Consider the following 26,282-nt stretch of genomic DNA (forward strand, 5'->3'; position numbering starts at 1 on the left):
GGCAACATCGATAGTAAATACCCTAAGATCTGCATCATTAACAACCGGCATTTGTCATCTTCCTATAAAACTTTGTTTTTAAACATCAGATGATCTGATCTTAAATAAATTAAAATGGAAACAGCTTTAACAGAACAGCCGAAGACAGCTACCCAACAGATGGCCCAGCAAACGGTATTCTCAATCCTGCTGGCACTCAGCTTCACTCACTTCCTGAATGATACCCTTCAGTCGCTGATCCCGGCGATGTATCCCATATTAAGGGATTCCCAGGGCCTGAACTTCTCACAGGTGGGAATGATCACCTTTACGTTCCAGATGTCTGCTTCCATATTGCAGCCGCTGGTAGGCCTATATACTGATAAGAAACCGCAGCCTTACTCACTGGCTATCGGAATGGGCTTTACCCTGATAGGGCTCGTTTGCCTGTCGATGGCCACTCATTTTTATCTCGTACTAATCGCGGTGTCCCTTGTGGGCATGGGCTCAGCGGTATTTCATCCCGAAGCATCGCGGATGGCTTATATGGCATCGGGAGGCAGGCATGGAATGGCACAGTCGCTGTTCCAGGTGGGCGGCAACGCCGGCAGCGCCATGGGCCCTTTGCTGGCAGCCATGATCATAGTGCCACTCGGACAGTTCCATGTGCTCTGGTTTTCAGGACTTGCCCTGGTCGCTATCGTAGTAATGATGAGCATCAGCAAATGGTATCTTGCCAATACCCACCGTTTAAAACCCAAAAAAGTAGCGGAACACAGCAACCGCCCTGCATTAACGAATACGCAGGTATACGTTTCGCTGGGTATCCTGCTGGTGCTGATTTTCTCTAAGTATTTCTACATGGCCAGCATGACGAGTTACTATACTTTTTATCTGATCGATCGTTTTCATGTCTCTGTTCAGGCCTCACAAATATATCTGAGTATCTTCCTCGTATCAGTAGCCGCCGGCACTTTCATCGGCGGACCTGTGGGCGACCGTATTGGACGGAAATATGTAATCTGGATCTCGATACTTGGCGTAGCGCCGTTTTCACTGCTGCTGCCACATGTATCGCTGGCATGGACGGTAGTACTGAGTATATTCATTGGCGTTATACTCTCCTCTGCTTTTTCCGCTATCCTGGTATATGCACAGGAGCTTATGCCGGGCAAAGTGGGGATGATATCAGGGCTGTTTTTCGGCTTTGCCTTTGGTATGGGTGGCGTGGGTTCTGCATTGCTGGGCCGACTGGCAGATGCCACCAATATCAGATTCGTGTACCAGGTGTGTGCTTATCTTCCTTTAATAGGACTACTGACCGGGTTATTGCCTAACCTTGGGAAAAAGAAGTCATAAACAGAAAACTTACATTCGCACACTACATTCACTAAAACAATTCTTATGTGGAAGGGCATACTGCTTGTGCTACTGGGCGCATGCAGCTTTGGGATATTATCGACAATAGTTAAAACAGGTTATCAGCACGGATTTACACTGGGTGAATTATGCAGCATACAGGCAGGCTATGGTATGCTGGCACTATGGATTATTCATTTTATTTCCGGCAGGCCCATGGCAGGGCTGAAAGACCGTCATGCGCGCACCTGCCTGATACTGGGCAGTTCTACGGGCCTCGTCAGCATTACTTATTATCAGAGCGTACAATACATTCCGGCCAGCGTGGCTATTATCCTGCTCATGCAATTTACCTGGATGAGCATGTTGGCCGAATGGATCATCTATAAAAAGAAGCCTACACCGGTACAATGGCTGGCAGTAGTCTTTATACTGGGGGGCACATTGCTGGCCGGAGGCGTATTTAACCAGGGCGAGCACCCCCTGAACTGGGCAGGCATTGGCTTCGGGATGCTGGCGGCCATGTGTTATACTGTATTTATCGTGATAAGCGGGCGCATAGGCGCTTCACTGGGGCCGGTGCTGAAAAGCGCCTGGATTGTCACCGGGGCCTTTGTGATCATTACCCTGCTGTTTCCGCCGCTTTATCTGTTCAACGGCCGGCTGACCGGCTCGGGATTATGGGCCTGGGGTATACCACTCGCCGCTTTCGGCACGGTATTGCCTCCTTTCCTTTTTTCCAAGGGCATGCCTCAGACGGGCGTGTCGCTGGGTGCCATCCTCAGCGCAGCAGAGTTACCTGTGGCGGTGATGGCTGCCACCATCTTCCTGCACGAACCTATATCGGCGCTGCAAATAACCGGGGTGATCATCATATTAGGGGCTATTGCCATGGCAAACCTGAAACGCCGGAAATGAAAACCCATAAGGTGTTTTTTTTATTTATCTTTGCTGCCTCAATTAGTGATTTACGAACTGTTTTTTCATGAAAGCATTTAATTTTTTTATTAAATATCGTTTGCTGCTTGGCATCATCTTATTGGCTGGCGGTATTGCACTGGGCTTAACCGTAGGCTGGTGGGAAGCAACGGTAGTACTGGTTCTGGCAGTGATTTGCCTGGTGACCCATGTGATGTTCGGGCCTATGAGGCTGGTACAGGAAGCGGTAGAGGCCGGTGATATTGAAAAGGCCACTGCGCTGATGAATACGATTAAATTCCCTAAACTGCTGTACAAACCGATCCGTTCTGTATATTATTTCATGCAGAGCAATATGGCCATGTACTCTAACGATCTCGATAAAGCTGAATCTACCATACGTCAGAGTATCAACTCCGGCAGCCCGATGAAAGAGTACGAAGGCATGCAGTACTTCCAGCTGGGTACTATCGCTTATCAGAAAAATGACCTGAAAACAGCAGATCAGAACCTGAAGATTGCGATGCGGAAAGGGCTTCCTGACAAGGAAAATTCTGCTGCAGCCCTGCTGACACTGGCTTCTATTGCCATGACGCGCCGCGACTTTAAATCTGCCAAAGAATATTTCCGCCGCGCTAAGGCACAGAAACCAACTACTGCGCAGATTGTGAGCCAGATTAAAGAAATGGATAAATATATTTCCCGGATGCCGGGATAACTAAGAAAGCTATTAGCTTTTTGATGAATGCAGCGAAGATGAAGTAGCACTGTACTTTTATCTTCGCTGTTTTTTTTGACTTTTTGATTTATTGAATGAAGAAGAAAATTTACACCTCACTTGTTGTTTATTTATTACTGGCTGTGAGCGCACTTTCCGCTACCGCTCAGGATACCAGCCATGTCAGCCAGTTGAATGAAATCACCGTTACTGCCACCAAAGGGCCGCAGAAAGCCAGCGAAACAGGCAAGGTAGTAACTATATTATCAAGAGCATATCTGGAGCAAAACAGCGGTAAAAGCATCGGCTCTATCCTGAATCAACAAACAGGCCTCATTATCAACGGATCGGAAAACAATCCCGGTACCGTACCCAACGTTTATATGCGTGGGGCGGCCAATGGCAACACGCTTATACTGATAGATGGCCTGCCGGTAAACGATGCGTCCCAGATCAATAACACCTTCGATCTGAATTTTATTACGCCGGACCAGGTGGAAAGGATTGAAATCCTCCGTGGCAGCCAATCGACCCTCTACGGATCAAGTGCCGTTGCCGGCGTGATCAATATCATCACCCGCAAAACAGGAACTAAGCCTTTTGGCATCGGCGCCAACATCAGCTACGGCAGCTATCGTGATTTCCAGGGAAGCGCCAATGTGCATGGCAACACCGGCAATTTCTCTTATCTGCTCAGCTACAAACGTGAATCTACAAGAGGATTTTCTGACGCCTACGATTCTACCCATACCGGCAATTTCGACAACGATGGCTTCCGCCAGAACAGCGTTTTTGCCAAGCTTGGACTGAAAGCCGGCACTAACTGGCAATTCGGCTACTTATTGAACTGGAGCAACTACCACCACGACCTCGATGATGGCGCCTATACTGAGGATAAGGACTATACCGGTAAATCCAGGTACCTGCTCAACGGCGTCAATGCGGAATATAAGTTCAAAAAAGGCAGCTGGCATTTGCTTTACAGCTGGCAGCAAAGCCGGCGCGACATTCTCAATGACTCTTTTTATGTAAATCCATCTTCCTACTCCAAGTACGACAAATCACTTTTCAAATCCAATGTACAACAGGTAGAATCTTATGTGAACCTGGATATCAGCAGCCGGGTGCGGTTCATTGGAGGCGCGGCCTTCAACAGATCGGCCACCGATCAGCGCGACTACCTGATCACAAACTATTCACCGGTAATGGACACCACGCTACTGTCGCCCGACAGCTCCCACACCACCCAAACCAGTGTGTATGCTTCTTTTCAGCTGCATACCCCCGGAGGGTTTAACCTGGAAGCCGGGGGCAGGCTCAATCATCACAGTCTGTACGGGAATAACACCACCTTTACGGTCAACCCCTCGTATCTGATCGCACAACATCATAAAATATTCGTTAATATCTCTTCCGCCTATCTGGTGCCTACTCTATACCAGTTATACTCTGTATACGGCAACAGGAGCCTGGATCCGGAAAGTACCATCAGTTATGAAGCCGGCTACCAGGCCAGCGTGGCGAAAGACCGGCTGGATTTCCGGGCTACCTGGTTTAGCCGACAAACACATGACCTGATCATATTTTATTACGACCCGGTGAATAACATCTCCCAATATCGTAATGCCAACAAACAAAAAGCTTACGGCATAGAACTGGAGGCCAACTGGCGGATAGCCCCCGGACTGGTACTGACAGCCAATTATGCCCATACCGACGGTCGTATTACGGTAAAACAGGATAACAAAGACTCTTCCTATTACAACCTGTACCGGATCCCGAAAGATGAGCTGAATACCACCCTGGGCTACCAGGCAACTCACTCCCTGTATGTATCGGCTACCGGCAAATACGTAGGGCAGCGATATGAAGGCCCCAGGGCGATGGGGGATTATTATACCCTGGACCTCTATGGTGAATATAAATTTGGTAACTTGCTGAAAATTTTCGCCGGCTTCCGGAATATAACAGATTATCAATATTTTGATATTTTAGGATATAATTCCCGCCGCTTTAATTTTAACACAGGTATCGTATTTAATCTGTAAACATTAAAACCAACATAATGTCTTTAAAAAATCTTGATCCGCGATTTGGCGTATTGCTGCTCTTCATACTGGCAGCTGGTATCATACGCGTAGTGTTGGGAGCTGACACAAACATGCAGCCAATTGCCATGTTTACTCCTGTTGGCGCGATGGCCCTTTTCGGAGGCGCTTCGTTTTCTCAAAAATGGAAATCTTATGCTTTTCCGTTACTGACGCTGTTTATCAGCGATATTATCCTGATGCAGTTCTTCCACAAAGAGTATGCACAGGGGCTGCTGTATAAAGGATGGATCTGGAATTACGCCAGCTTTGTATTCATCGTATTACTGGGTCAGTTACTGATTAAGAAAGCGTCTGTAGGCAATATTGTGGTTGCTTCAGTAGGAGCAGCGCTGATACACTTCCTGGTATCCAATTTCGGCGTATGGGCAAGCGGCTCTACAGATATCACTACCGGCCTGCCTTTCACAAAGGATATAGCTGGTTTAACCAAATGCTACGCCCTGGGTATTCCTTTCATGAAATATGCACTGATCGGCAACCTGATTTACAGTACTATTTTCTTCGGCAGCTTTGAACTGGTTAAACGCAGATTGCGTTTCGCCCAATAATATTCCTGCAATTATTGTTTTAGAGATTTGGAGCACGGGCAACAGACGAGATCAGCCCTGCTCCAAATCTCTAAATCATTATAGGGCTATACTATATCACCATAAAAAAAGACATACGAAAATAAACTTCAACACATGCGCAGCATTTCACGCAAATTTCAACTTTCCTTTATTGTAGCAATTTTAGCCATTGCAGGCCTGGCCTCCTGTTCCAAGGATAATCAGGCAGATATTGTTCCTCCCCGGATCACCGCACCCGGATTGAAAGATGGCAAAGACACTATTTACATCGGCGACAGCCGCCTGTTAAGTCCACAGCTGGCCGATGTAAAAAATCCAAGCTTCCTCTGGCTGGTAAATGGTGTACAGGTGAGCACAGATTCTACCTATACTTTCACTGCTAAACAAAGAGGCGACTACACCGTTTCCTATAAAATTATTTCAGGCAATGCCTATGCAACTTATTACTACAGCATCAAAGTACTGGGTAAGTTCGAAAATGGATTTTTCCTGGTGAATGAAGGCTGGTTTGGTCATGAGCCGGGAGATGTGAATTTCTACAGAAATGGTGAGGATTCGGTGTACCAGTACGTATTCCAGCGTAATAATCCTGGTAAGACCCTGGGCAACACCACCGATTTCGGTACTATTTTCAACAACAAATTCTACCTGGTATCTAAACAGGGCGCCTTCGTAGCTGCAGATGCCGGTACCATGCAGGAAACAGGCCGTATTTCGCAGCTTCCCGCAGGTGTGAATGGTAACTCATTCCTGGGCCTTAATACAGGCGCCGGTTTGCTCGGCACTTCCAGCGGCATCTATCAGGTAAACCTGCAAAGCATGACACTGGGCAATAAGCTCGATGGTGTTAACGGCCAGATCGGCGGTATGACCCTCGCCGGCAACTATGTGCTGGTACTCTCTCAGGCCGATGGTATCGTGGCATTGAATACATCAGATCTGTCCGTGGCACAGAAACTCGGCAAAGCTGATGTTGGTTTCACCACTACGCCCGATGGGAAAGTATGGGCTGCGATGAACAACAGCCTGTACTCCATTGATGCCAATACCCTGCATATAGATACCGTTGCCGTTCCGTTTTCAATTTACGGTTCCTGGGGTGCATGGAATGTTGGTATGTTGACAGCCTCCAGCACTGAAAATGCCGTATTCATTGGTAAAACCAATCCCTGGGGTGCCGGCGGCAACCAAATTTATAAATATGCAGTGGGTAATCCCAACTCTTTACAGGCTCCTTTTGTTACTATTCCGGCCGGTCGCGAATTATATGGCGCAGGTGTGAGATATAATCCGGGCAACAATACTATTGTGGTCACAGATGTGAAATCGGGTTATGGTCAGAACTATAAGGATAATGCACTTTATATCTACGATGCCGGCAGCGGAGCTTTGAAGAAAACAGTTTCATATAGCGGTTTCTTCTTTCCATCGGTGCCAGTGTTTAACTAATCGGGCAGCAAAAAATGGTTCAGTTAATTACAGGCGGGGCCCGGTCGGGTAAGAGCAGGTACGCACAGGAACTGGCGCTGACACTGAGCGGGCAACCGGTTTATGTAGCTACTGCGCAGGTGTGGGACGATGATTTTGCCGACCGTATCCGCAGGCATAAAGGCGAACGGGGCCCGGCCTGGACTAACTATGAGGAAGAAATGTACCTGAGCCGGTTGCCACTGGAAGGGCGCGTAGTAGTGATTGATTGTGTAACGCTTTGGCTTACCAATTTTTTCATGCAGTTCCAATATGATGTAAACCAGGCGCTGCAGGCTATCCGTGATGAGATCGGCGCTCTGACGCAAAAGGAAGGCACATTTATCTTTGTGACGAATGAAATAGGGATGGGCGTACATGCAGAAACAGAGGCAGGGCGTAAGTTCACCGATTTGCAAGGCTGGACCAACCAGCACCTGGCACGTATAGCCGACACCGTAGTGCTGATGGTATCGGGCATACCGGTAGTCATTAAAAAAGAGGCGCAATAAATAACTGGCAAGATGAATAATTTCCGGGTAACACCTGTTTCACAGGACTTAAAAACAGCATTGCAGGATAAAATAGACCAGAAAACGAAGCCACCCGGTTCGCTGGGGATGCTGGAGGGCATTGCTTTACAGGCTGGTCTGGTACAAAAAACCCTCACGCCGGCAATTAATCATCCCGCCATTATTGTATTTGCCGGAGACCACGGTATTGCGGCAGATGGGTTGGTAAATCCATTTCCCCAGGCGGTTACCGCGCAAATGGTATACAATTTCCTGCAGGGTGGCGCTGCTATCAATGTTTTCTGCCGCCAGTTCCAGCTGGCATTGACCGTAGTTGATGCAGGCGTAAACCACGAATTTCCACCCCACCCTTTACTGAAAGATCGTAAAATAGGCATGGGCACGCAGCATTACCTGCATATGCCTGCCATGTCGCTCGACCAGTGTAAACTGGCCATGCAGGCTGGTGCAGAAGAAGTGAGGTTGCTGCATGCAGGAGGATGTAATACGGTAGGTTTCGGAGAGATGGGAATTGGCAACACGTCCTCCGCCTCCCTGCTCATGAGTTACTTTATCAATATTCCTGTAGGAGAATGCGTAGGCATAGGTACCGGCAGCAATGTGCAGCAATTGGCGCAGAAACGTGCGGTATTACAGCAGGTAGTGGCCAAACATGCCCGCCCGGCTTCGGTAGAGCAGGCCCTTGCCACTTTCGGAGGTTTTGAAATAGCCATGATATGCGGAGCGATACTACAGGCCGCAGCGATGGAAATGCTGATTGTGATAGACGGCTTCATTGTTACCGCCGCCTGTATGGTAGCCACAGCAATGCAGCCAGCAGTAAAAGATTATTGCATCTTTGCCCATTGTTCAGATGAAAAGGGGCATAAAATGATGCTGCAACACCTGGGGGTAGTCCCCTTACTGCAGATCGGCATGCGTCTGGGAGAAGGCACAGGAGCGGCACTGGCGATACCGCTGATACAAAGTGCCGTTGCGTTTCTGAACGAAATGGCGAGCTTCAATAGTGCACAGGTGTCAAATCGAACAATATGAAACAACAGTGGCAGCTGGTACAAACGGCTATTATGTATTATACCCGTATACCCGTTCCCGTTAGCATCCCCTACTCCTCCGAAATGCTTAACAAAGCAACCCGCTATCTTCCCCTGATCGGATGGATAACAGGCGGCAGCATGGTAGCCGTGCTTTACCTGTTTAGCAGTATAGCTCCAATGGCAGTTAGCCTCTTACTGGCAATTATTACAAGCGTATGGATGACGGGCGCTTTTCATGAAGACGGCTTCGCCGATATGTGTGATGGTTTCGGCGGTGGCTGGACGAAAGAGAAGATATTGGAGATCATGAAAGACAGTCGTATCGGCACTTACGGCATGATAGGCCTTTTACTGATCATGCTGCTCAAATTCCTTTGCCTGCGGGAACTCCCGTTGTACAAAGCCATGCTGGCTATTATCAGTGCACAGCCGTTGAGCCGCTTTACAGCTGTTACCGTTATATTCACGCATAAATATGTGCGGGAGAATGAGGATAGTAAGGCTAAACCACTGGCCAAAGGTATATCCCGTACCGATCTCCTGATCGCCGGGCTGCTGGGGTGTCTGCCATTTGGGGCAGCCATTATTTTCCTGCAAAACTATACGCTACTCGTTACTATTCCGGCATTATTGCTGGCTCGCTGGTACCTGGTACGGCTGATGCAGAAATGGATTGGTGGCTACACCGGCGATTGCCTGGGAGCTGTGCAACAGGTATCGGAAACAGTTATTTACTTAAGCTTTTGTATTCTCACATGGAAATATACCTGATCCGGCATACCACTCCGGCTATAGAAAGTGGGATCTGTTACGGTGCGTCGGACATAGATGTAGCCGGAAGTTTTGAGGAAGAAGTGAAAAGGATACCTCCTCTTTTGCCCCAAAAGCAGCTGGACGTGTACACCAGCCCTCTACAGCGTTGCGAAAAGCTGGCTGCCGCTCTGTTTGGCAACAACTACATAAAAGACGACCGGCTGAAGGAAATGAATTTCGGCGACTGGGAAATGCAGCCCTGGGAAAACATCAGCCGGAATGCATTGAATAAATGGGCCGATAATGTGGTGTTTGAGCACATTCCGGGCGGGGAAAGTTACGAGGAGCTGTACAATCGCAGCATAGCGCTGCTGGAAGAGGTGATTGCCCGGGGAAAAGATGCGGTATTCATCACGCATGGCGGCGTAATCCGCTGTATAGTAGCGCAGGCTACCGATACCCCCCTCGTGGATGCCTTTGATATCTCCGTGGATTATGGTCATATTACCAGGATAAAAGCGGAAAATGACAAACTAGAGGTGATATTTTCTAATTTATAATATTCTGTTAACAAATACTTTATATTAAAATTTCTAAATATCTTTCCAAAAAACAAAAAAACTGGTATTTCGTGCTAACTTTATGTTTACATAAGCACACAATTAAATTCTGTTATAATGACAACATCTTTTCTGAATATCCCGCTTTTGTTTTTGCAGGAAATAGGTATCAAGGAATTACTGCTGATTGCGCTGGTAGTATTATTGCTGTTTGGTGGTAAGAAAATCCCTGAGCTGATGCGTGGTTTGGGTAGCGGCATACGTGAATTTAAAGATGCCAAAGATGAACCAGCAAAAAAAGGAACTAAAGCAGCTGATGCGTCAGACGCGAATAGCTAATTAAATTCCTGTTATAAAAGACGGAAGGCCAATCGCATGCGATTGGCCTTTTTTAATGTCTTTTTTTTCGCTTTCAGGCGGCTAATGACACTCCGTGGTTTCCTGTTCCCGAGGTGCTTTTATTGTTCACTGATTCATACTTTCTTTTAAAGTACCAGGCGGATACTATCATCATCACAATACCAGTGAGGCAAACGCCCAGTACTGCATTGGAGAAGAACTGACTCCAGGAAAGATTCATCCCGCTGAAATTCTTGGCCAACATCACCAGCACACTTCCCAGATAGCCAAAAGAGTCTGCCACATAAATAATAAAGCCTACGTTGCTGACATATTTGAATACTGCAATCAACCGTTCAAAAAAGATGCAATTAAAGGGAATATAGCCCATATAAAGGCCCAAACCCGTCAGCGTCATCCACCATATCGGATCCAGACGATGTTGCTTAAATAACAACGTACTTACCAATGCTGTAATAAATCCCATGATTACGATGATATGATTTAGCATAAAAGCATGGAAGTTGTTCTTTACAAATACCAGCAGGCTCATAATAAGGATAATAGCCAGGGAGATAGGAATTTCTGTTTGGGTGAAAATCTGTGCCTGGGAACCGAAGCCCAGGTCTTTCCAGATATCCGCTGCGAAATTATCTCTCATATCCCGGAGCACCGTCAGCAACACATAGCTGGCGATCAACAGTATTAAACCCGGCAGGAATGTATGCAGGAAACTTCTCCTCTCCTGCCTGTTCATCGGCGCCCTGCGCGTTCTCATTTGCTCATCTTCTGCAGATGGCGGCGGGATCTGCTCCAGCAACAAAATAAATATGAGTATAGGCCCGATAAACACGAGGCCGGTAACAAATGGCATCCAGAACTCCGACAGGTGCCAGTCGACCACCGTCATCTTACCTACTGATTTCACAAAACCGGAGGAAAAAATAAAGCTGACAGACAGCACTGCCCCCATGAATTCCGTACTACGACGGCCTTCCAGGTAGCTGAATACAAGCCCCCAGATCATTCCCAGCGGAAACCCGTTCAGGAAAAGAAAGCATATATTATAGGGCGCTGGCACCACAGCAAAAAGCAACAATGCGATCCACGCAATCAGGATGAGCATTATAATGCTTTGTGCGCGCCGGTTCCCTTTCATCTCAGCAATAAAACGTATCCCATAGAATTTACTGCAGGCATACCCAATTGTTTGTGTAATCACCAGCCATATCTTATAATCGATCCCCAGAAAAGTAACTCCCTCAAAAATACCGGCTGTAAACGGCTTACGGAAGGCATACATGCAGGAATAGGTGCCAAAAGCCACCAGTGCCGCATATAGTGAAAAGGTAAAATGATGCGCATTTTTCAGCCGCTTCTGTATCCAGGGAATATTCAGCATCGTAAGGAATGATTTGGGACAAAGGTGCCGATGGAATGTAAACTGAATGTTAAGAAATACTGACCTTATTGTTAAGTTATACTAAATAATTACGAATTAGGAATTACGAATTACGAAACAACCCGAAGATATTAGCGGATAATGAACTTATTATCCGCTAATATCTTCGGGTTGTTTCGTAATTCCTAATTCCTAATTCGTAATTCTATTTCACCAGCCACATCGCCCCGTTAATATCATCCGTTGTCCCACCGAACTGGTTTTGTAAAGCAGTCGTCCAGTTCTGGGTATTAGCGGATCTGTCGGCATCAGGATATTTGAAGCGTTTGGGGATGACACCGTTGTTGCCCGTTCCTGCTCCTACGCTAAAAACGGGTACTCCTGTTCTTCTCCAGTTGATGTACGCTTCCCAACCGGAATTCTCGAAGAATGCCAGGTACTTCTGCGTAAGGATCTGGGTAAGGCCCTGAGAATTATTCCCTTTGTATTTAATAGATGGCTGCAGATAATAGCCATTGGCAAAATCGAAAGGAATGTCGTAGCGCTGGCCGGCATAAGTCTTCGTTACAGTACCCGCTGTTTCCGCAGGGATTCCATAAAAACCGAGGGATGCTTTAATTCCTTTTTTATACCAGGCTTCTGCATCACCAGAGATCCAGCCCCGGTTAACTGCTTCCGCCATATTGAAACACAGTTCAGGGTACCCCAGCAATACGCCCGGTTCAGCAGCATAACTGCTGTAATAGCGGCTACGGCTGCGCACAGAATAAACGGCAGTATCTACATTCGACATTTTAGACGACATATTATCGAGGCTCTCTCCGGAAGGCGCTCCAACATAGGCAGTGATATCCGCAGGAGATTTATGCAGCCTGTTCAGTTGCTCAGTTGCCGGTTCTGCAGTAATATAAGCCCGGGGATCATTCAGCGACACCAGGGTATTCAGGTAGGTAGCAGACATATTGTAGCGGGTAGCGTCGAATCCCAGGTTATCCGGATTAGAAGGGTATTTATTGATATTGTTGTAGATAAACTGCAGATTCTGATCCATTGATTCTATCACCGGATATTTAGCAGGATTACTAACTATTGCATTAAACTGCTGCACCACGTTCAGATCAGCATCTGCCGTTTTCTGGCTCAACGCGATCAGTACACGGATATGGAAAGTATTTACGGCCCGCTGCCATTTACCCAGATCATTTCCATAGTAAAAATCGCCCTTCAGTATTTGTCCGTCTGCTGTAGCACTTTTATCGGGGCTGGTTACCTGCTGCCCCAGTTCTGTATTGGCATCTTCAAGCCATTGCAGGATCTGTTTGAATATTGCTTTCTGCGAATCATATTTCGGAGTCAGATTTCCCTTCCCCTTCAGTGCATCTGCCATCGGCAGATCGCCGGCGAGATTGGTCATGCGATAGAAAAACCAGGCCCTGAAAAATTTCCCCAACGCCGTATATGGATTCACTGTCTTTCCGCCAAGGCGTGTAGCTTCTGCTTCCATCTGCTGCACATTGGTCAGCGTATAATAGCTGTTCAGATCGGCACCACCCCAATCGTAACGCTGATCACCATAGTAGTTATAGTTGCAGCAATCGAACTGGTTCCAGCGCATGACATTACTCCAGGGTTTATCGGAATTGATGTTTGCCAGTACTCCTCCCAACACAAGACTGGGTGGCGCCTGTGACGGTTTATTGGTATTAACGGCGTAATCTTCGTACTTCTTGTTACAGCTACTCATCACTGCACCGGTTAAAGCAACAAGAACTATATTTTTGAATGATTTCATACAATGCGTTTTTTATCAGGTGAGTGATCAGAAAGAAAGATTGATATTAAAGCCAAATCGTTTAGTAGTAGGTGTCTGTAAGCTAGAGATCTGGTCAGCACCCGGATACTGGTCTATATCCACATCTTTATTCTTTGCAAAATAAAACAGGTTCCTGCCTACGAACGATACACTGGCATTACGGATAAATGTTCCTCTCAGCATAGAAGCCGGCAATGTATAACCCAGGGTTACTTCTCTCAGTTTTGCAAATGTTTTGCTGATCACGTTGGCTTCGTTGGTCTTGTAATAAAAGCTGATATAGTCCTGCAGGAAGGTTTTCGTACCATTGGGAGTATACTGCAGTTTATCATAGTTGGTAACATTACCGTTATTATCATACTGAATAGGAATACCGTTGCTGACCACCACTCCCTGTCCGAGGTATGATTTCACGCCTTTGTAATCCTGATAACGTGCATCTCCCATAGCGCCCTGTACTGTCAGAATATTGCGTCCACCGCGGAAAGTTTGCTGTTGTATGTAATCGATCATATTACCTCCTACACGGCCATCGAACTGGAAGCTGAGGCTTACACCTTTATAGCTAAAACTGTTATTCACGCCCCAAACCCAGTCGGCATTACCATAACCGAGGAACTGCTGCGTAGGTGCGATAATAGGACGCCCGTCGGCACCATTGATGATCTTTCCATCGGACGTTCTCACGAATTTGCTGCCATATAATTTATCTACCCTGTCACCCACTCCCACAAAGGCATTCAGTAAATTTTCCGTATCTGTAATCTTCACATATCTTTCCACGTAGGTCGACCAGTTAGCGGTTATATTCCAATTGAAGCCATTGGGGTTCCTGATCGGGCTACCATTCAAGGTTAGCTCGTACCCTACTTTGCGGGTATTTACGCCATTAATACGGTTCTTGGAAAACCCGGTAGCTGAAGGCACCAGTACATCATATATCTGCGGGCCGTTAGCACTGGTAAAATAGGTTCCGTCTATACCAATCCGATTCTTCAGGAAACGGACATCCACACCTGTCTCAAATACTTTAGTAGCAAAGGGTCGCAGATCGGGGTTGGCGATTATTTGTGTAAAAGTGGCGCCTGCCTGATTCTGGTATACAGGAGCTACATCGTAGTAGGCAGAGTTGTAGATAGGGCCGTCGTATGAAGACTGGTACTCAGTACCATATCCCAATGGATAAGAGGCCAGCGGAGTGGCACCGATAGTGGCCTGTGTGAATCCACCCTTCACGTTAGCATAAGAGGCTCTTACCTTGAGGAAAGAAATGGCGGATGGCAATGGCAGGTAGTCGGACAAGGCGGAGCTCACCGCTACTGACGGATACGAATATACGTTGTTCTTCAGTGGCAGGTTGGAGGCCTTATCTAAACGGTCGGTGAGTGAGATGGTAGCGTATTTGCCCAGGTCAACATCCACATATCCGTAAGCGCTCAGCACCAGCATCGGAGCATTATAATTTGTTGCAAACAGCGGATCTCTGGTGTTAGCAAAACCGTACCAGCCTGGCGCATTCAGGTAATTGGTGGTAACAAAGCTGGAATTATATTTGAAAGAGCGTGCGTTACCTCCAACAGAAGCCCTGATGCCAATCTTATTCGGGAAAGTGTTGGCGTAAGAGAGCAGTACATCTGTATTATTCTCGAACATAGATCGTTTGTCTTCTCTGTAATTACCTTTCCCTTCTTCCATACCATAGGGGTGAGCAGAGTACGGCACCTTCTCATTTCTCATGAGGTCGTAGCTGGTAATCTGTGTACGGGCCAGCAGTTCCAGTTTATCGGTGAGTTTGTAGTTCAGCTTAGCATAGCCATTGATATCTGTTTTATAATGGCCGCGGAGCCACTCGTAGGTCATAAACCAGGGGTTATGATAGCGTTGGTATTCGGCATAGATGGATTGAATACCTTCCTTTCCGGGTTGCCAGTAATTGCGCATATCGTCCATGCTCCAGTCGGCACCAGCCCAGATCAGGATATTATAGATCAGGCTGTTCGGGCCATAGGTAACATCGGGGAAGTTATCTGAATACTGGCGGTTATAATTCATATAAGCATCCAGGCGGAGGCGGGGTGAAAAGTTATAACCAGCGGAGATATTGAAATTGGTGATGTTTAAAGAGGTGTTGGGCACGATGCCTTTCTGATAGGAATGCGAGATGGAAAATCGGAGATCGGCTTTTTCGGAGTGCGACGATACGGCGATATTGTTAGTGCTCAGCATCCCTGTTCGCAGAAAGCGCTGCAGGTTATTTTTACCCCGGGCTATCCACGGAGTGGGCGTACGTTTCCCGGTAACAGGATCTACGGGGCTGTCGTACTGCGGTATCAGCTGGCCTTCAAATTTCGGTCCCCATACGTCATAGTCACCATCATTGGTACCACCACCTTTACCATCTACAAATGCATATTTACCGTGGTCACCAGGGCCGTACTCATCCTGTACCTTAGGGATGGCATTGAATCCCTTTTCAAACATGGTGCTGGAGTTGAAGTCGATGGACACACCACGTTTATCTTTAGTCCCTTTTTTTGTTGTGATCATAATAGCGCCGTTGAGGCCACGGGAGCCGTACAGGGCGGAAGCAGTAACACCTTTGAGTACGGTATAGCTTTCAATATCGTCCGGGGAGATATTCCAGGTATCGGAGTTGATAGGTACGCCGTCTACCACATAGAGATTAATATTGTTTCCTCTCAGCTTCACAGCAGGAGCAGCGAGCAGCTCGGCGGAAGCTCCTACGGTAAGACCGGCTACTTTCCCTACCAGGCCATTTACGGGGTTAGGTTCCCTGGCTTTAACCAGGTCGGCCCCTTTTACTTCCTGTACAGCATACCCTACCCGTTTTACCTCTTTTCGTATGCCCAATGCCGTTACCACTACCTCATCCAGGGCTTTCTTATCGGGTTGCAGGGTGATAGATATGTCAGTAGCATCTTTTACGGGGTATTGAGCAGGCAGGTAGCCGATGAAGCTCACTTCCAGTACATCCGTGCTGTTGGCGGATAGTGAGAAGTTACCGGCGGCATCGGTAGTAGCACCGCGGTTGGAGCCTTTCACCCGGATAGAAGCTCCGATAACCGGCTGCCGGTCGTCGCCGGCAACAACTTTACCTTTGATTACATGTTGGGCATGTACAGATAGGGTAAGGAATAGCAGCAATAGTGAGGCGCCCAGCTGCCTGAGGAACGCACGAAGTAGATTTGATTGCATGTAAATGTAGGTTTGGGTAAATTATTCACATGCAAAGTTTACGGTCCAATATGACCGAAATGTTAAGTTATACTAAATTTATCGTTAAGCATTTGTATATCTACTTATCGCTTTCCAGGAAGAAATAGACAACGAGGATAAGGGCGTTATCGGAGCCTATATTGGAGGGTTTATGTCCGAGGCGGCCGTCAAAAAAGAGGGAATCGCCTTCTTCCAGCACATATTTTTCGTTATCGATCAGGTATTCAACGGTTCCTTTAATAATGTATTTGTATTCGTAGGCGTCTGTTTTAACAGTCTGTGACCGGTGGGCATTTTTTTTAAGTTCCAGCAGTACGATATCTACCGGAAAGTTCTTCACGTTTTTGGTCAGCACGCGTTTATATACAAATCCTTTAGTGGGTTCTTTTTCGAATTCCTGGTAGGAAGCCTTTTGTTTGATGATCACCTTGGCGGTTTGCGTCTGCTGGTCAATTTCATTAAAGAACTCGTTCATATCGAGGCGGAGGGCCTTAATGATATTGATCAGCACGAGCAGCGAGGGCACCGTTCTGTTATTTTCGATCTGTGAAATCAGTCCTTTACTCACTTCTGCCCTGTCGGCCAGTTCCTGGATAGTAATACCTTTGGCCTTTCTTTTCTCCTTGATCTTATTGCTGATTTGAATAATAATATCCTCTGTCATAGTAAGTCGGTCGTTACAACAAATATAGGTATCATTCTCCCTATATTTACACAAAATAAGCATCCATGTTCAGTATCGACCAAATTCTGGCAGTTACGTTTACGTTATTTGCGGTCATAGATATTGTAGGCTCCATTCCTGTACTTGTTTCACTGAAAGAGAAACTGGGTCATATTGATGCCGGGAAAGCCACGCTGGCGTCGGGTTTTCTGATGATACTGTTTCTGCTGGTAGGGGAACCGTTCCTGAAGTTATTAAGTGTGGATGTACATTCTTTTGCTGTAGCGGGTTCTATCGTAATTTTCGTGATCGGGCTGGAAATGATACTGGGAATGGAACTATTCAAGAGTGATGCGGATGCCAAGGCAGGGAGCGTGGTACCCATCGCCTTCCCGCTGGTGGCGGGCTCCGGAACACTGACAACGATCATGTCATTAAAGGCCAACTTCGGGCAGTATAATATACTGGCCGGGATCTGTCTGAACCTGGTTATTGTTTACATGGTGTTACGCAGTCTGAATTATATAGAACGTATGCTGGGCAAGGCGGGTTTGATGGTGCTGCGTAAGTTTTTCGGGGTTATTCTGCTGGCGATTGCGGTCAAAATCTTTAAAAGTAATATCAATCTTTAATGTGATTTGGGATTATAGGATAGAAAATGTACATTTGCGCAACTTTCCGGCCTCGTAGTACAATGGATAGTATAAGAGTTTCCGAAGCTCCAGATTCAAGTTCGATTCTTGACGAGGCTACTAAAAGATTAATTCGCCCAAACTTAGCTTTACTAGGTTTGGGTGTTTTTCGTTGGTGGATGAGGGGTTAAGAATATCTCTTCTTTTACCGTCTATCTTCATTCATCCAATTCAACAAATCCCGCATCATATCCTGTTTATGAGAAATCGTGACCGCTTGTCCATCTACCAGTTTCACCTCATTTAAATAATGATCTGTAGGGTATACATGAAACGATAAATTCTTCTTACCTCTACGGAGAAATTCAAGGCGGATGTATTCCAGGCTATAGATAGATGAGTTATGATCCCTGCTGCCGGCCGCTATAAAAACAGGAATATTGAGTTTTACCAGATTATCCAGTGGAATATCCGAACAATAACCGGCCCAACGCTGATAGGTATGCCCCTCCCACTTATGATAGATATCATGCGGCGCCGCATATATAGCTGCAAACTGAGCAAAAAGGGAATCCACCTGCCGTTGTGCGTCTTCCTGGGAAATAAGTCCCTGTGACGCCTTTGTCCTGACATCTACTATCCAGTCGTAAAACTGGTTGAGTCCTGAGCCCACAATAGCTGCACAGTGAGTAATTTTTTTATTGACCAAAGACAGTTTGGGTACTACCTGTGCTCCTTCTGAATAACCATACACCACCACTTTCTTTTTATCTACCGGCATATGCTGACACACAAAATCAATGACTTTTGATGCTGCATTCACCCGCCATGCTAAACCGGCACGCTTTGTATATGCTGCCGGTACCGTCAGCAACTCCATTACATCAGCCGTACTGGCGCTGTCCCGGTCTATATTCAATGTATCACAAAAAGGCACTCCGGGTTTACTGATCAGCACAACATGGAATTTGTCCGCCAGTGCGAGTGCATCATTATCCAGGGTATTGCACAAAAACGCCTTTTTCCGAAGCTGTACAAATATGGCCATGGGAAAGTGTCCGGAACCGTCTAATGCCAGCAACAGTGGTTTCGTTTGATGGATATCTTTACTGCTTATATAAAAATGAATGTCGCCCAATGATGGGTCATGGATAGTGAATGCCTTTAATCCATAATCAGCCGGCCGGGTAGGCTGGCTCCAGCCAATATAAGTACACAGCAGAAAGAGGATCAGGCAGGTGTAACGTATCATACAAAATGATCTTGGCTTGATAGTCAAATAACGTTAACGGCTATCCGTTTATTTCACTCAGCTCCAGCCAGCGCATTCCTTTATCATCCAACAGTTGGATGATCTCTCCGATACGATGGCTCATTGGCTCCATCTTTTCGAATGGCAGGGCACCTGTTGATAATGCGGTTTCAATATCTTTCTTTTCGGTTTCCAATGCCTCAATTTCTTTTTCCAGTAACTCCAGTTCCCGCTTTTCTTTAAACGACATTTTCCGGGCCTTATTCTCTGTTACAGGCGTCACTATCGATTCCTGGATAGCCTGCTCTTTTTTAGGCGCTGCTGTCTTCTTCTTTTCTTCCTCCCGCTCCCACTCCCTGTATTGCGTGTAGTTACCTGGGAAATCTCTTATCTCTCCGTTTCCTTCAAACACAAACAGGTGATCTACCAGTTTATCCATAAAATAGCGGTCGTGACTCACGATCATCACGCAGCCCTGGAATTCCAGCAGGAAGTTTTCCAATATGCTAAGAGTTGGCAGATCCAGGTCGTTTGTTGGTTCATCGAGTACGAGGAAGTTCGGATTACGGAACAGGATAGAGAGCAGGTGCAGGCGTCTTTTTTCGCCACCACTCAACTTAGATATATAGGTATATTGTTTTTCCGCAGGGAACAGGAAAAGCTCCAGGAATTGCGCTGCACTCACTTTAGTACCATCGGCAAGCGGGAAGTTCTCCGCAATATTCTTCACAAATTCTATTACCCGCATATCTTCTTTCACGACCAGCCCGGCCTGTGAATAATCCCCGAATACGATAGTTTCCCCTATATTGATCTTGCCCGAATCCGGTTGCTCCTTACCGAGCAGCATATGCAGAAAGGTAGATTTTCCGACTCCGTTCTTACCTACAACCCCCACACGTTCTCCTTTCTTAAACGTGTAGTCGAATCCTTTCAGGATCTTCAGGTCGCCATAGGATTTATATACTTTCTTTAACTCAAGGATCTTGCCTCCGAGGCGGGTCATCTTCACATTCAGCTCCAGTTGTTGATCCGCGATCTTCGTAGCAGCCTTTTCTTTTACATCATAAAAAGCATCCTGGCGGGACTTGGATTTGGTGGTTCGGGCCTTAGGCTGCTTACGCATCCATTCCAGCTCCTTCCGGTACAGATTGCGCGCTTTTTCCACACTCGATTTGTCGCTCTCTTCCCTTGCCGCCTTTCTTTCCAGATAATTTTCATAGTCGCCCTTATAAATGAACAACTGCTCCCTATCCAGCTCCATGATCTCATTACAAACACTGTCCAGAAAATAGCGGTCGTGCGTTACCAGCAGCAGGGTTACTTTTTCCTGGTCCAGGTAATTCTCCAGCCATTCTATCATCCCAACGTCCAGGTGGTTGGTGGGCTCGTCCATGATAAGCAGTACATGTTTATGTTCAAAGCCTATTTCTATCAATACCTTCGCCAATGCCACCCTCTTCTGCTGGCCTCCGGAGAGTGAGCCTACGGGTTGTTCCAGGTTATGTATGTTCAGCTTGCCCAGGATTTGTTTCACCTTTGCATCAAAATGCCAGGCATTTAATTCATCCATTTTGGCGATAGCTGTAGTCAATTTATCCAGGTCGGGTTCATGGCCTTCTTCCGTCAACAGTTCATATGCTTTGATGGCGTTCAGCACAGGATGACTCTGATTGAAGATATTTTCAATCACCGACTTTGATTCATCGAACCCGGTTTGCTGCTCCAGCATTACAACGGTTACGTCTTTATGAATCCAGACCTTTCCTTCGTCCGGGGTTTCCCTACCGCATAAAATGCGGAGCAACGTGGATTTCCCGGTACCATTCAATGCTACCAGTGCTATTTTATCGCCTTCTTCTATATGGAAAGATATGTCTCTGAATAATGGTTTGGTGCCAAATGATTTGGTAAGCCCCTCAACTGTAACGTAATGCATGCTGCGAAGTTAAAAATTATCGGGCATACTGTATCGCCCAGGAAATGACCGTTTAATATAATTTTTTTTGTATATTAGTTTTTGTCCATTATTATCCCCCCTTTTTGCACTAAAACACAAAGCCCCTCCGCTTTTGCGCAAGGGCTTGCATTACCTATAGTTAGCTGATATATCAGAAATCGTAATAAAACTGACGGAAAGAACTCCGTAGGCCTATATTAAAGATAAGATCCGTGTTCTTTCCATTGTCATTACTCAGTCTTCTCGCAGCGAGCGACGTTTCAAGGCGGAGATTGTACTTAGGATTCAATACATAGGCAATAGTTCCCTGCGCATATAACAAGTTCGTTTTTACTCCCTGTCCGATCCAATTGCCATATTCTTTGGGATGAGTTGTGTAAGGCTTGGATATATCGTGCCCATAATTTGTTTTCGCATCAGGATCATCACCATATTTTGCATACATTAATTCACCCCGGCCGTACCACCGTTTATAACGGTAAGTCGCAATACCGAGTACTTCCTGAAAGTTAGCTCCTAAAGGATGTGCCAGTGACTGGTTGTAGTGTTCATAGTTAATCAAAGTACTCTTGTAGCTGTAGGTATATGGTCTTACAGCGTTATATTCTCCCTGCAGATCCAGATTCTTTACCCTGAAAACATCGAATGAGCGAACGCCCAATTGCCAGCTTTGTTTATTAGCCCACCAACCTTTACCACCAAAGACTTCTTTCAACTTAAACTCATCCAATACGAGTTGCCCGTACAAAATAGTCTTGGGAGATAATTTAAATTTGGCATTTGCGCCCACCAGGGCATTGTCGGAGGATCCTTCAGAAAACTCCGCGGAACGCAGGAAGATGATAGGATTCATATAGCTCCAGTCAAAACCACGTTTACGGCCAGAAGAATCGGCATCGGGCCAGATTACCGCATCAAATAATCCAATGGTTAGTTTCTTATTTACGTTCCAGTCCAGGAAATGAAATACACCCCATTTTTTATAATATCCGAGGTCGTCATATGCGCTGGCAAAACTCTTGCTATGCTTATCCATAAACTGAGCCCACATAGCCGTATACTGAACATTTCCTAGATTACCTGTTAGTTTCAGATAAGGGTAACTAAATTGTATATCAGATAAAATCAGGGAACGGTAACCATCGCCAATAAAATTAGTACCATAGCCGGCAGTTACATTAAGATATTTGTTGGGTGTATAAGATAACAAAGCACTGGCATAGTTGTAATCGAACGCTTTGCCATTACTATAATCTTTGATTCCTCCCTGCCCGGGCACAATCTGGTTTTTCCTGATATATTGATCTAGGTACTCCGGAAATTTCCCCTGGTTTTCATAAAAGTAAGATTCAAAATAGAATTTGGTTCCAATATTAGCCTGAATACTTACGCCACGGGTATTTATCCAGGTTGTTTTGCTACCGTTTCTTGACTTACCTATCTGGAAATCAGGTAAGAAATCAATAAAGACGTTATAGTCTTTGTTACGAAACTCCAATAGATGCTCATTGAACAGCTTTCGGTGAAACAACTTGCGCTTTGTTGTATCCGGATGGGTATACATCGCGCTGGTATCTTCATGAAGAGCCGGCTTAAATGCGGTGTGATGGTTGCTGGAGTCCATGTATTGTTCCCGGATATTCTGAGAATGATATGGAGCTATAACAGGTAATTTCTCTTGTGCATTTGCTGCACAGCATAGTAGTATCATCACTACCATCCAAACAAGATGCTTCATTAATTCTTTTTTGATTACTAAATATAAATATGGATCGGGCGTTACAAACATCAAAAAATGTGTTTCCTCAAACGCTATACAGTACACTTACCCGGATGCAAAGATAATATTTCCATTAAATAACAGTAACAGCAAGGAGCAGGATAGAAATAAAAGGGGCTATTGATAAAGTTAAATTATATAAAAATTTTCTCTTTTATGGCATTCTCATAAACCTTTGTGATACCTTCTTCTAAACCAATAGTCGCTTTCCAACCATAACTATGCAGTTTTCCCACATCCATTAGTTTTCTTGGAGTTCCATCTGGCTTACTGGTATCAAAGGCCAGTTCTCCTTCGAATCCGACTATTTTCTTAATTAACAGGGCTAAATCTTTAATACTGATATCCTCACCAACACCAATATTTACAAGCCCTTGATCGTTGTAATGCTGCATCAGGTAGAAACAGGCATCCGCCATATCATCAACATGCAAAAATTCGCGTTTGGGCGTACCCGTTCCCCATAACGTTACTTCAGCCTGGTTACTAACCTTTGCCTCGTGCATTTTTCGTAACATCGCGGGCAAAACGTGCGAGTTATTCAGATCATAATTGTCATTTGGGCCGTATAAGTTTGTGGGCATAACAGAAACAAAATTACATCCATACTGGGCTCTGTAAGCATCACACATTTCTATACCAGCAAGCTTGGCAATGGCATAGGGCTCATTTGTTGGCTCCAATGGTCCGGTTAGCAAATATTCTTCTTTGAGAGGTTGCGGCGCTAACTTTGGATAGATGCAGGAAGATCCGAGAAACATTAACTTCTTGGCACCCTGAAGATGAGCGTGATGGATCACATTATTCTGGATCATTAAATTTTCATAGATGAACTGCCCCCGGTAAGTATTATTAGCCATAATACCACCTACTTTAGCTGCAGCCAGAAAAATATAATCAGGCTGATATTGAACAAAAAAAGCTGCGACTGCGCTCTGGTCTCTCAGGTCAAGATCATTGGAAGTACGAGTAATAATATTAGTAAACCCTTCTCTTTCCAACCGCCTTACAATGGCAGAGCCTACCATTCCCTTATGACCAGCAACATATATCTTATCTGTGGAGTTCATGCCTATTCAAATTGATTTAACACTTTATATCCAGCATCCTTCAATAATTTTTCCCGTTGGAAAAGTTCCACATCAGCAGCCACCATTTCCTTTACAAGGGTGGCCAGATTATATCTGGGTTCCCAACCCAGTTTCGTTTTAGATTTTGTCGGATCTCCTATCAGCAAATCTACTTCTGTTGGGCGAAAATATCTTGGATCTATCGCCACAACTTCCCAGCCAACCGATAGAGGTATATCTTGCCGGCTACAGCTTTTCACATACCCCTTCTCCGCTACCCCTGTACCTTTAAATTCAACTTCCACCCCTACTTCCGAAAACGCCATCCGGATAAAATCCCTTACCGTAGTAGTAATACCTGTTGCAATTACATAGTCCTCCGGTTTTTCCTGTTGTAAAATCAACCACATGGCCTCTACATAATCCTTTGCATGGCCCCAATCACGTCTGGCATCCAGATTCCCCATGAAAAGTTTGTCCTGCAATCCTAATGACAACTTGGCTACTGCCCGAGTGATTTTCCTGGTTACAAAAGTTTCGCCCCGTAGTGGACTTTCATGATTAAACAAGATACCATTACAGGCAAACATATTGTATGCTTCCCGGTAATTGACCGTGATCCAGTAAGCATACATTTTTGCTACCGCATATGGAGAACGCGGGTAAAATGGGGTCTTCTCCGACTGTGGTACCTCCTGCACTAAACCATACAATTCCGATGTGGAAGCTTGATATATCTTTGTTTTTAAAGTCAATCCCAGTAATCGAACTGCCTCCAGTATCCGTAATGTACCAATACCATCCACGTCAGCCGTATACTCTGGTGCTTCAAAGCTAACCTGAACGTGACTCATAGCTCCCAGGTTGTATATTTCATCAGGCTGCACTTCCTGAATAATGCGTATAAGATTCGTACTGTCAGTTAAATCTCCGTAGTGGAGCTTAAAGCGTATATTTTTTTCATGTGGATCCTGGTAGAGATGATCCACTCTGTCTGTATTAAAGAGAGAACTTCTCCTTTTAATACCATGAACTTCATACCCTTTGGTCAGCAATAGTTGAGCAAGGTATGCACCATCTTGGCCTGTAATTCCGGTAATAAGAGCTACTTTCATAAAAAATGATATATTCATTTTTAATTAAAACCATTACTTCGCACCAACTTCCGCCGTAATAGCAGCCAACGTATTGGCGAGGCCCTGGGCAAGCGTATAAGCAGGTTTATATCCACTTTTAATGATAGCAATATTTTCAAACTGTGTGGTAGCGCAAAATTTCTTTACCCTCACAGCACTGATAGGTAATTTCTTACCTGATATTTTTGCCAAAATATCAAATCCAATTCCGCTCATATATCCCATCCAATAAGGGATTCTAATTGATGGCAATTTCTTATTCAAAGATTGTTCTGCTACTTCTACAAGTTCATTCATAGATAAATCAGGTTTATCTGCGTAATTAAAAACATGATAACCTGACATCTTCAAATCAATACAGTATCTTATAAACCCAGCAACATTTTCAACATAAGCCATGGATTTCTTATTTTCCCCTTTGCCTATCATCAAAAATTTGCCAGAAGCAATCTGTTTTAATAAATTATATACGTTTCCCTTGTTACCAGGGCCAAATACTACTGTTGGCCTTAGTATGACCAGGGTTCTATTTTCCGGATCTTTTTTGTACCATTGTCGGAGCACTTCTTCCGCATTCCATTTACTTTTACCGTAGTGATTAAAAGGATCTGCCGGGTACTCTTCAGTGGGATTGTCTTTATTAAGTCCATAAATAGCCACTGAGCTTGTAAAGAAGATCTTATTAATTCCTTTTTCTTCCATTAGCTTCAGTACGTTCTCTGTTCCTTTTACATTCACTTCATTATACAAAGAAACAGGAGCCACATCGTCTCGATGCTCTGCTGCCAATAAAATCACCCAATCACTTTCAGTATCTTTAAAGAGGTATTTCCGTATCTCGTCCGGGTTACGAACATCACCAATATGGGTGAGTGTATTAAATACACGAGAAGTTTGCTTATCTATATTTCTGAATGTTCTTCCGTCCTTTACAAGTCCCTCCCCTAATACTGTTCCGATAAAACCAGATCCGCCAATAACAAAAATCATAAA

Annotated in this window: 22 protein-coding genes and 1 tRNA gene; 13 read left to right on the plus strand and 10 right to left on the minus strand. The window is 45.4% G+C overall.

What is annotated here, in order from left to right:
• Positions 1-114 precede the first annotated feature (114 nt).
• The 11 genes from UNH61_RS27600 to tatA all read left to right on the plus strand — a co-directional run bounded on the left by UNH61_RS27600 (position 115) and on the right by tatA (position 10,343).
• Positions 115-1,338, plus strand: a complete 1,224-nt coding sequence (locus UNH61_RS27600; RefSeq protein WP_326995229.1) for an MFS transporter — start codon at positions 115-117, stop codon at positions 1,336-1,338.
• A 45-nt stretch (positions 1,339-1,383) separates the two neighbouring features.
• Positions 1,384-2,256 carry a DMT family transporter gene (locus UNH61_RS27605; protein ID WP_326995230.1) on the plus strand — a complete coding sequence of 291 codons (873 nt, stop codon included), beginning with the start codon at positions 1,384-1,386 and terminating at the stop codon, positions 2,254-2,256.
• Positions 2,257-2,323: 67 nt separating this feature from the next.
• Positions 2,324-2,974, plus strand: coding sequence for a hypothetical protein (locus UNH61_RS27610; protein WP_326995231.1), 651 nt, complete (start codon positions 2,324-2,326; stop codon positions 2,972-2,974).
• 95 nt (positions 2,975-3,069) lie between these two features.
• A complete protein-coding gene (locus UNH61_RS27615; RefSeq protein WP_326995232.1) occupies positions 3,070-5,022 on the plus strand; it encodes a TonB-dependent receptor in 1,953 nt (650 codons plus the stop codon).
• A 17-nt stretch (positions 5,023-5,039) separates the two neighbouring features.
• On the plus strand, positions 5,040-5,633 hold the full coding sequence (locus UNH61_RS27620) for a DUF6580 family putative transport protein (RefSeq protein ID WP_326995233.1): 594 nt from the start codon (positions 5,040-5,042) through the stop codon (positions 5,631-5,633).
• 135 nt (positions 5,634-5,768) lie between these two features.
• Positions 5,769-7,103, plus strand: coding sequence for a DUF5074 domain-containing protein (locus tag UNH61_RS27625; RefSeq protein WP_326995234.1), 1,335 nt, complete (start codon positions 5,769-5,771; stop codon positions 7,101-7,103).
• A 14-nt stretch (positions 7,104-7,117) separates the two neighbouring features.
• Entirely contained in the window at positions 7,118-7,633 is a 516-nt protein-coding gene (gene cobU, locus UNH61_RS27630; RefSeq protein WP_326995235.1) for a bifunctional adenosylcobinamide kinase/adenosylcobinamide-phosphate guanylyltransferase, read from the plus strand.
• Positions 7,634-7,645: 12 nt separating this feature from the next.
• Positions 7,646-8,689, plus strand: a complete 1,044-nt coding sequence (gene cobT / locus UNH61_RS27635; RefSeq protein WP_326995236.1) for a nicotinate-nucleotide--dimethylbenzimidazole phosphoribosyltransferase — start codon at positions 7,646-7,648, stop codon at positions 8,687-8,689.
• Positions 8,686-9,462, plus strand: coding sequence for an adenosylcobinamide-GDP ribazoletransferase (locus UNH61_RS27640; protein ID WP_326995237.1), 777 nt, complete (start codon positions 8,686-8,688; stop codon positions 9,460-9,462). Before cobT ends, UNH61_RS27640 begins: the two co-directional genes overlap by 4 nt.
• On the plus strand, positions 9,447-10,004 hold the full coding sequence (gene cobC, locus UNH61_RS27645) for an alpha-ribazole phosphatase (RefSeq protein WP_326995238.1): 558 nt from the start codon (positions 9,447-9,449) through the stop codon (positions 10,002-10,004). Before UNH61_RS27640 ends, cobC begins: the two co-directional genes overlap by 16 nt.
• A gap of 117 nt (positions 10,005-10,121) precedes the next feature.
• A complete protein-coding gene (gene tatA, locus UNH61_RS27650; protein WP_326995239.1) occupies positions 10,122-10,343 on the plus strand; it encodes a twin-arginine translocase TatA/TatE family subunit in 222 nt (73 codons plus the stop codon).
• Between the two features lie 73 nt (positions 10,344-10,416).
• On the opposite strand, the gene UNH61_RS27655 is transcribed toward tatA, so the two are convergent.
• The 4 genes from UNH61_RS27655 to UNH61_RS27670 form a co-directional block, all read right to left on the minus strand.
• Positions 10,417-11,745, minus strand: coding sequence for a DUF5690 family protein (locus UNH61_RS27655; protein ID WP_326995240.1), 1,329 nt, complete (start codon positions 11,743-11,745; stop codon positions 10,417-10,419).
• 205 nt (positions 11,746-11,950) lie between these two features.
• Positions 11,951-13,537: a SusD/RagB family nutrient-binding outer membrane lipoprotein gene (locus UNH61_RS27660; RefSeq protein ID WP_326995241.1), complete on the minus strand. Its 1,587-nt coding sequence runs from the start codon at positions 13,535-13,537 to the stop codon at positions 11,951-11,953.
• 27 nt (positions 13,538-13,564) lie between these two features.
• Entirely contained in the window at positions 13,565-16,774 is a 3,210-nt protein-coding gene (locus UNH61_RS27665; RefSeq protein WP_326995242.1) for a SusC/RagA family TonB-linked outer membrane protein, read from the minus strand.
• Between the two features lie 100 nt (positions 16,775-16,874).
• The gene (locus UNH61_RS27670) at positions 16,875-17,459 is read right to left on the minus strand and encodes an XRE family transcriptional regulator (RefSeq protein ID WP_326995243.1); all 585 of its coding nucleotides are present in this window, start codon (positions 17,457-17,459) and stop codon (positions 16,875-16,877) included.
• A gap of 65 nt (positions 17,460-17,524) precedes the next feature.
• Between UNH61_RS27670 and UNH61_RS27675 the strand changes: the two genes are divergently transcribed.
• Together UNH61_RS27675 and UNH61_RS27680 are read left to right on the plus strand one after the other, a co-directional pair.
• Positions 17,525-18,091, plus strand: coding sequence for a MarC family protein (locus UNH61_RS27675; protein WP_326995244.1), 567 nt, complete (start codon positions 17,525-17,527; stop codon positions 18,089-18,091).
• Between the two features lie 48 nt (positions 18,092-18,139).
• A tRNA-Arg gene (locus UNH61_RS27680) sits at positions 18,140-18,211 on the plus strand.
• 85 nt (positions 18,212-18,296) lie between these two features.
• On the opposite strand, the gene UNH61_RS27685 is transcribed toward UNH61_RS27680, so the two are convergent.
• The 6 genes from UNH61_RS27685 to UNH61_RS27710 all read right to left on the minus strand — a co-directional run bounded on the left by UNH61_RS27685 (position 18,297) and on the right by UNH61_RS27710 (position 26,279).
• A complete protein-coding gene (locus UNH61_RS27685) occupies positions 18,297-19,343 on the minus strand; it encodes a hypothetical protein (protein ID WP_326995245.1) in 1,047 nt (348 codons plus the stop codon).
• Positions 19,344-19,383: 40 nt separating this feature from the next.
• Positions 19,384-21,282, minus strand: a complete 1,899-nt coding sequence (locus UNH61_RS27690) for an ABC-F family ATP-binding cassette domain-containing protein (protein WP_326995246.1) — start codon at positions 21,280-21,282, stop codon at positions 19,384-19,386.
• A 172-nt stretch (positions 21,283-21,454) separates the two neighbouring features.
• Positions 21,455-23,041 (minus strand): hypothetical protein, encoded by a 1,587-nt coding sequence (locus tag UNH61_RS27695; RefSeq protein WP_326995247.1) that lies wholly within the window; start codon positions 23,039-23,041, stop codon positions 21,455-21,457.
• Positions 23,042-23,217: 176 nt separating this feature from the next.
• Positions 23,218-24,153 (minus strand): GDP-L-fucose synthase, encoded by a 936-nt coding sequence (locus UNH61_RS27700; protein WP_326995248.1) that lies wholly within the window; start codon positions 24,151-24,153, stop codon positions 23,218-23,220.
• 2 nt (positions 24,154-24,155) lie between these two features.
• The gene (gene gmd, locus UNH61_RS27705; RefSeq protein WP_326995249.1) at positions 24,156-25,268 is read right to left on the minus strand and encodes a GDP-mannose 4,6-dehydratase; all 1,113 of its coding nucleotides are present in this window, start codon (positions 25,266-25,268) and stop codon (positions 24,156-24,158) included.
• A gap of 33 nt (positions 25,269-25,301) precedes the next feature.
• Complete coding sequence (locus UNH61_RS27710; protein ID WP_326995250.1) at positions 25,302-26,279, minus strand: NAD-dependent epimerase/dehydratase family protein; 978 nt, start codon at positions 26,277-26,279, stop codon at positions 25,302-25,304.
• Positions 26,280-26,282 lie beyond the last annotated feature (3 nt).

The sequence above is a fragment of the Chitinophaga sp. 180180018-3 genome (assembly GCF_037893185.1).
Taxonomy (GTDB): Bacteria; Bacteroidota; Bacteroidia; order Chitinophagales; family Chitinophagaceae; genus Chitinophaga.

Excerpts from the sequence above, each read along its gene's own strand:
- gmd (WP_326995249.1), bottom strand. The coding sequence starts at position 25,268 with ATGAAAGTAGCTCTTATTACCGGAATTACAGGCCAAGATGGTGCATAC.
- UNH61_RS27695 (WP_326995247.1), bottom strand. The coding sequence starts at position 23,041 with ATGAAGCATCTTGTTTGGATGGTAGTGATGATACTACTATGCTGTGCA.
- UNH61_RS27655 (WP_326995240.1), bottom strand. The coding sequence starts at position 11,745 with ATGCTGAATATTCCCTGGATACAGAAGCGGCTGAAAAATGCGCATCAT.
- UNH61_RS27690 (WP_326995246.1), bottom strand. The coding sequence starts at position 21,282 with ATGCATTACGTTACAGTTGAGGGGCTTACCAAATCATTTGGCACCAAA.
- UNH61_RS27610 (WP_326995231.1), top strand. The coding sequence starts at position 2,324 with ATGAAAGCATTTAATTTTTTTATTAAATATCGTTTGCTGCTTGGCATC.
- UNH61_RS27615 (WP_326995232.1), top strand. The coding sequence starts at position 3,070 with ATGAAGAAGAAAATTTACACCTCACTTGTTGTTTATTTATTACTGGCT.
- UNH61_RS27625 (WP_326995234.1), top strand. The coding sequence starts at position 5,769 with ATGCGCAGCATTTCACGCAAATTTCAACTTTCCTTTATTGTAGCAATT.
- UNH61_RS27660 (WP_326995241.1), bottom strand. The coding sequence starts at position 13,537 with ATGAAATCATTCAAAAATATAGTTCTTGTTGCTTTAACCGGTGCAGTG.
- UNH61_RS27685 (WP_326995245.1), bottom strand. The coding sequence starts at position 19,343 with ATGATACGTTACACCTGCCTGATCCTCTTTCTGCTGTGTACTTATATT.
- UNH61_RS27675 (WP_326995244.1), top strand. The coding sequence starts at position 17,525 with ATGTTCAGTATCGACCAAATTCTGGCAGTTACGTTTACGTTATTTGCG.
- cobT (WP_326995236.1), top strand. The coding sequence starts at position 7,646 with ATGAATAATTTCCGGGTAACACCTGTTTCACAGGACTTAAAAACAGCA.
- UNH61_RS27670 (WP_326995243.1), bottom strand. The coding sequence starts at position 17,459 with ATGACAGAGGATATTATTATTCAAATCAGCAATAAGATCAAGGAGAAA.
- UNH61_RS27665 (WP_326995242.1), bottom strand. The coding sequence starts at position 16,774 with ATGCAATCAAATCTACTTCGTGCGTTCCTCAGGCAGCTGGGCGCCTCA.
- cobU (WP_326995235.1), top strand. The coding sequence starts at position 7,118 with ATGGTTCAGTTAATTACAGGCGGGGCCCGGTCGGGTAAGAGCAGGTAC.
- UNH61_RS27640 (WP_326995237.1), top strand. The coding sequence starts at position 8,686 with ATGAAACAACAGTGGCAGCTGGTACAAACGGCTATTATGTATTATACC.
- cobC (WP_326995238.1), top strand. The coding sequence starts at position 9,447 with ATGGAAATATACCTGATCCGGCATACCACTCCGGCTATAGAAAGTGGG.
- UNH61_RS27600 (WP_326995229.1), top strand. The coding sequence starts at position 115 with ATGGAAACAGCTTTAACAGAACAGCCGAAGACAGCTACCCAACAGATG.
- UNH61_RS27620 (WP_326995233.1), top strand. The coding sequence starts at position 5,040 with ATGTCTTTAAAAAATCTTGATCCGCGATTTGGCGTATTGCTGCTCTTC.
- UNH61_RS27605 (WP_326995230.1), top strand. The coding sequence starts at position 1,384 with ATGTGGAAGGGCATACTGCTTGTGCTACTGGGCGCATGCAGCTTTGGG.
- tatA (WP_326995239.1), top strand. The coding sequence starts at position 10,122 with ATGACAACATCTTTTCTGAATATCCCGCTTTTGTTTTTGCAGGAAATA.
- UNH61_RS27710 (WP_326995250.1), bottom strand. The coding sequence starts at position 26,279 with ATGATTTTTGTTATTGGCGGATCTGGTTTTATCGGAACAGTATTAGGG.
- UNH61_RS27700 (WP_326995248.1), bottom strand. The coding sequence starts at position 24,153 with ATGAACTCCACAGATAAGATATATGTTGCTGGTCATAAGGGAATGGTA.